Raw genomic sequence first — 5,732 nt, forward strand, 5'->3', positions numbered from 1 at the left:
TTAAAACTCATGATGTTGACCGGATTATTGAAGAGGTTCTTCACCTTAGCAAAGACTTTATGACTGAAAAGCAATCTGGTTTCTATGGCTACGTTGGCACGTACGAACTGGACTATATCAAAGTCTTTTATTCTGCGCCAGATGATAACAGAGGTGTTTTGATAGAAATGTCCGGTCAAGGTTGCCGTCAATTTGAATCCTTCTTGGAATGCCGGAAGAAAACATGGTACGACTTCTTTCAAGATTGCATGGCACAAGGCGGTTCGTTCACTCGCTTTGATTTGGCTATTGATGATAAAAAGACATACTTTTCCATACCGGAATTGTTAACGAAAGCCCAAAAGGGCGAATGTATTTCACGCTTTAGAAAATCCGATTTCAATGGCTCATTTGATCTATCTGATGGAATTACAGGTGGAACGACAATATATTTCGGTTCTAAAAAGTCAGAAGCGTACCTTTGCTTTTACGAGAAAAACTATGAACAAGCAGAAAAGTATAACATTCCGTTAGAAGAACTAGGCGATTGGAATCGTTATGAACTGCGGCTTAAAAATGAACGTGCACAAGTTGCGATAGATGCTTTATTGAAAACAAAGGATTTAACCTTAATCGCTATGCAAATCATTAATAACTATGTAAGGTTCGTTGATGCTGATGAAAACATCACTAGAGAGCATTGGAAAACGAGCCTTTTTTGGTCTGATTTTATAGGTGATGTTGGGCGACTTCCTTTGTACGTCAAACCACAAAAAGACTTCTATCAGAAATCAAGAAACTGGCTTCGTAACTCTTGTGCCCCCACTATGAAAATGGTACTGGAAGCTGATCAGCACTTAGGGAAAACTGATCTGTCAGATATGATCGTAGAAGCTGAACTGGCAGAAAAACATCAAAAAATGTTGAATGTGTTTATAGCTGAAGTCGCTGACATGGTGGTTTAAAAACAAGCTGATAAACCTTTATAAAAACAGGTGATGCGATTAAACGTACGTGTCAACGGTACCGGAGCGAAGTGAGGATAAGGAGTTGACATATTCAGCGCCACCCAAACCCTCTTGGCATTGAACAAACAACCGTTTGTTCCTGCCTACCGGCGAGGGAGTCCCCCCAATGATTTGGGGGAATAGGGGGTTAGATTACTAGCAATCCAACGTGCACACGTTGGTGGGTTTGGGCAAAGCCCAAGAAATTTAAGAAGAGGTGTTTAAATGTTAAACGTAAATTTATTAAATCGTGCATATTTAGAAAGTGAGTTAGAGAAGGTCGGTTTATTACGATTAGCTGAGACATTTATTGAAAAATTGCTAGAAACAGTACCTTATTATGAGCAAGGCCAAAGGATTTTACTTGAATCTGAATCTCCTTTAAAGGATGATATTATACGTTTTGTATCTGCTGTCTTTTTCATTCCTGAAAGTGAAGATGAAGAGGAAGAAACAGAGGAAGTCAATGTAGAGTTTGAAATATTGAGGTCGTATGATAGCTATCCAAAATGAGGTGGTTGGATGTCAGCAGTAGATAATCACTTTAAAAGAATGGGCTTTAATGTAGGTATCCCCTCTTTAGTCTTTGTAAGAAGTTTAAGCAGAGATTGCATGTTGGTTGTTGAAGGAGAACGAGTAAAAGGATTTGCTGAGTATCGTTACACATTCTATAAAACAAGATACTTGCCAGACGGTCGAATGACTAGCTTAAAAGTTTATGTGGAGAACCAAAGCATAAAAAGGGTGTTACATCGTGTAGCATCCTTTTTATTATTCCTTGAAAAAACAAAACAGGTTTGAAGAAAGCGAGGTCTTTGATGAAACAGAGTGTTGAGGTCGTTGAAATTAAAGGTAAGCCAGTGGAAGTTATCGTGACGGAGCTAAATGAACCGAACTATGAAAAAATGGCGAGAGCCATTTTGAAAATGACAAGAAACATGAAAGTTAATCAGGGGGAAAGTGCTTAGAAGTCTATGAAAGGAGAGTGAATCGAATTGCTCCAAAAAGAAATTGACTTGGATAAAAAAGAAGAGTCATTTTTTCGGTCTGCCTTTCAAAAATTGAAACGAATTGAAAGACCGGAAAAAGACAAACAAAAAGTACCTCGTGACAGGTCTAAGCTGATCGCAGTTACATTGTGGTCGTGTGTTGGGGGTTTGCTGTTTATCTGCATGCTCGCTGTGCTTTTATCAATTAACACACGATCCCAACTTAATGACATGAAAGAAGAAGCCATTAAGCCAACAAATGACGATAAACAAAAAATTTCGGTGACTGCTGCTGAAAACTTTCTGTCAGGGTTCATCAATGAATATGTGAATGTGAAGAACGATCAAGAATCTATTGAAAAACGTATGCAGAGCCTTGAAAGCTACATGGTGAAACAGGAAGATAACCATTTTGAAGATGAAGAACGCTTCAATGTGGATGGTTTAAAAGGTGATCGAGAGTTAAAGGGTTACAGCTTATATAACGTGAAAGAAGGTGATAAAAACAGCCTTTTTCAATATAAGGTCATATATGAAAATCTATACCCTGTAGAAAAGGAAGTTGAAAAAGAAGTTAAAGACGGAAAGAAGAAAAAGAAGGTGAAAGAAAAGGTTAAAACAAACGAGAAATCTGAAAAACAAATGTTGCTGAATATTCCAGTCACAAATAAAGGTGATTCCTTTGCGGTATCTGCTGTTCCTTACTTTACACAGATTTATGATCTGAAAGGCGATATTGCTTTTAAGGGCAAAGAAGAAACTAGAGACGAATATGCAGGCGAGAAAAAAGAATCTATCGAATCATTTCTTCAAAATTTCTTTGAGAAATACGCTTCTGAAAAGAAAGAAGAAATGGTTTATATGATGAAAAAGCCAGAAACATTGGAAGGAAACTTGTTATTTGGGGAAGTGCAGTCAGTGAAAATCTTCGAGACAAAAAAAGGTTTCGAGGTTTTTTGTGCTGTTCGATTTAAGGAAAAAGAAAATGACATTCCGGTAAATGAAAAATTCAGTCTAGAGATTACGGAAAACAGCGGTCAGTTTTATGTAAATAAACTTAAACATCAGTAGGAGGTTTAAATATGGATTTCATGAATTTCTTTATTCTTGGCGCAGACCTTCCAACACTTGGAGGGGTAAAAGGTTGGGCATCAGATGTTGTTATCCAATTCATTACGATCGTGGTCATGTTCATAGCCGCAAAGAATCTGATGAAGTTAAAAATGGGCGGTATTATCTTTGTTTGCTGTATTGGCAGTGCGGTGACGTGGGTTATTAAACACTGGTCAGAATTCTCCGGCTGGATCAATGCGCTAATGGAAAAATTGTAAGGGGGCATCTGAATGGGGCGTCTGGTGTTCAACTACCGGAAGGCAATGAGAGAGCCGAAAAAAATTCAGCAATTAACCGAAAATTATTCATTACCCTTTGCAGTTGAGTTAATACCGGCTATTAACTATTTCATTTTTGTTGGTCTATGCTTTGGATTCTGGTACGGCGTGAGGATGATTTTTCCTCACGCTTTTGATAACAGTTACGTCATCGTGATTTTTGGGATACCATTTTTTTTAACGATGCTTGTAACGAAAATAAAGCCGGAAGGCAAAAACATCTATATATATTTCTTTGATTTTGCAAAATATTACTTCTTCATTAAGCTTCCACAAAAGAAGTATTGCAATGATCGAAAGATTGATTTGAGTAACGAAAAACAAATTGAGTTTCGAAAACTTGTGAAGGTGGTGGATTATTCAAATGAGATTAAAAACGCCTATGAAGGCAATACACAAGAATCTACTATTAACAAGAACGGGCGACGTGTGGGCGTACTACCGAATAAAGAGCAATTCGATTCCTATGCAAAATAAAGAAAAAGTTGAATCGTATAAAAAGAAGTGGCAGCATCTTTTCGAAGAAATTACATCTTATGAGGATTTTCACTTGATGATGTATCCAAGTGAGTATGAATTAAAAAAACGATTTAAGGATTTAGAAACAGATATTGCGGCAGATGCAATGGATGTGGCTCGTTACTACAATGAAGAAACGGTAAGGCTGTTAGAACAGCGATTAGGAAGGCTGACAAAGTATGATTTCATTTTAGGTGTAAAACTGAAAAGCAGTCTTGTAAATATTAGTGTCGAACTAAAAGATAATATTTTATCTCTATTCAATACGGCGACTGATACTGTTGTGAAAATGCTCGGGTGGGAACAAAATGTTTCCACCTCTTTTTTTGAAAAATATGAGGAAGTCGAAGAAACACTAGCCAACATTATGGCTTCTGTTCGCGGAGAACGGCTTTCAGAATCAGAAATGACATATATTAACCGTTATCACTTTGTGCGTGGATTGAATCACCAGACGAATGAGGAAAGCGAAATAAAGGATGTTCGTTCGATAACAAATACTATCATAGATCCTACTGACCCATCGGTTTTACATTTGCATAGTGACCAAGATGAAGGTTATACGGCTTTTGTGGTGATTGACGAATTTCTTCACAATATGTCTGAAAGTGATTTGTTTTATGAAACGCAGTCACTTCCCTTCCCTGTCGAAGTCCAAATGAAAATACAAACGGAATCAAAATCAATTACTAAACCTGCCCTCAACCTCAAAAAACAGCAATTGAAAGAAGAACAGAAAGAACAACAAAGCACAGGTGATCGAAGTGATGTTTCCACTGTCACAAGTGCAACGATGGTAAGACATTTACAAGATGAGATTAAGAAAGAAGAAGTGCATTTGATGAACTGGCTATCTGTGATTGTCGTTCATGGGAAAACAAAAAAAGAATGTGTGGGTAAAGCAACAATTGTCAAAAGACACTTAAAAGGCGCTGGCATTACATGTCGCCTTCCGGTAGCTGATCAACTGAATCTTTTTTATAAGATGCTTCCCGGCGAAAAATTAGATATAACCGACAAGAACTGGATTCAAAAAACAACGCAAGATGGCGTGGCAGAAGGCCTTTTCGCTGTTAACTCTGATATTGGTTCGAAAATTGGATTCTTTCTCGGTTGGGTTGATCGTTTCCAAGAGCACACCGACTTAGAAAGTGCCATTATGTCCAGCCGTGATTTTGTCTTATTCCACCCTTTCTTAGCGAATCAGCAGTTAAAAGGTTCAAAGACACGTTCTCCTCACTGCCTAATCACAGGAGACACAGGAAATGGCAAGTCATATCTGGCGAAATTGATCTTTAACTATATCAGCATGTTAAACATCAAATCTCTGTATATAGACCCTAAAAAGGAAATGAGAAAGTGGATTCAAAGAGTCTTGAATGATGAGTACATTCGAGAGAATTTTCCCTTATATATTGCTCATTTAGAGAAATATAACTATATCACGCTAGATCATGAAAACACGCACAACTGGGGAGCGCTTGATCCTATTTCCTTCCTCCCTCCTATGAAAGCAAAAGAGCTGGTTCAAGTCATTTTTGAACAAGTATATGACTTTAAAGGGAAAGACGATGTGAACACAGCGTTCCTTCGTGCTACGTCAGAAGTAATTGAGGCAAAACAGAAAGGCGAACAGGTCGGCTCACTTGATATTATTCGGAGGATGCAGAAACATCCCGAAGAAGCTGTACAAAAAGCTGGTGACTATTTAAATGAGGTCGTATCAGATTCCATTTTGAAACTTTGTATTCATGATGGTTCAAATCCTGCATTGTCACTTGAAAAGCGAATCACCATTTTAGAAGTAGAAAATATGGATTTGCCGGATCATGCTGAGCGACTTGAAA

Annotated in this window: 8 protein-coding genes; all 8 read left to right on the plus strand. The window is 37.8% G+C overall.

The genetic code is table 11. From position 1 onward, the window contains the following. Positions 1-944: DNA relaxase NicK (nicK, locus tag MOF34_RS07800; RefSeq protein ID WP_268399615.1), on the plus strand; the 944-nt coding region annotated here is incomplete at its 5' end. Positions 945-1,211: 267 nt separating this feature from the next. After that, positions 1,212-1,499 carry a hypothetical protein gene (locus MOF34_RS07805; protein ID WP_166854210.1) on the plus strand — a complete coding sequence of 96 codons (288 nt, stop codon included), beginning with the start codon at positions 1,212-1,214 and terminating at the stop codon, positions 1,497-1,499. A 9-nt stretch (positions 1,500-1,508) separates the two neighbouring features. After that, positions 1,509-1,787, plus strand: coding sequence for a hypothetical protein (locus tag MOF34_RS07810; protein ID WP_129133884.1), 279 nt, complete (start codon positions 1,509-1,511; stop codon positions 1,785-1,787). Positions 1,788-1,804: 17 nt separating this feature from the next. Further along, positions 1,805-1,954 carry a hypothetical protein gene (locus tag MOF34_RS07815; protein WP_268399616.1) on the plus strand — a complete coding sequence of 50 codons (150 nt, stop codon included), beginning with the start codon at positions 1,805-1,807 and terminating at the stop codon, positions 1,952-1,954. A gap of 27 nt (positions 1,955-1,981) precedes the next feature. Continuing rightward, positions 1,982-3,046 (plus strand): conjugal transfer protein, encoded by a 1,065-nt coding sequence (locus MOF34_RS07820; RefSeq protein ID WP_268399617.1) that lies wholly within the window; start codon positions 1,982-1,984, stop codon positions 3,044-3,046. Between the two features lie 11 nt (positions 3,047-3,057). Beyond that, entirely contained in the window at positions 3,058-3,306 is a 249-nt protein-coding gene (conC, locus tag MOF34_RS07825; RefSeq protein WP_003328173.1) for a transposon conjugation system subunit ConC, read from the plus strand. Between the two features lie 12 nt (positions 3,307-3,318). Next, positions 3,319-3,843, plus strand: coding sequence for a conjugal transfer protein (locus tag MOF34_RS07830; protein WP_162105821.1), 525 nt, complete (start codon positions 3,319-3,321; stop codon positions 3,841-3,843). After that, positions 3,731-5,732 (plus strand): VirB4-like ATPase ConE (conE, locus tag MOF34_RS07835; RefSeq protein ID WP_268399618.1); only part of this gene is annotated, 2,002 nt, incomplete at its 3' end. The genes MOF34_RS07830 and conE, both read left to right, overlap by 113 nt.

The organism is Bacillus sp. T17B1 (assembly GCF_026796395.1).
In the GTDB taxonomy this organism is placed as follows: Bacteria; Bacillota; Bacilli; order Bacillales; family Bacillaceae; genus Bacillus; species Bacillus spizizenii_A.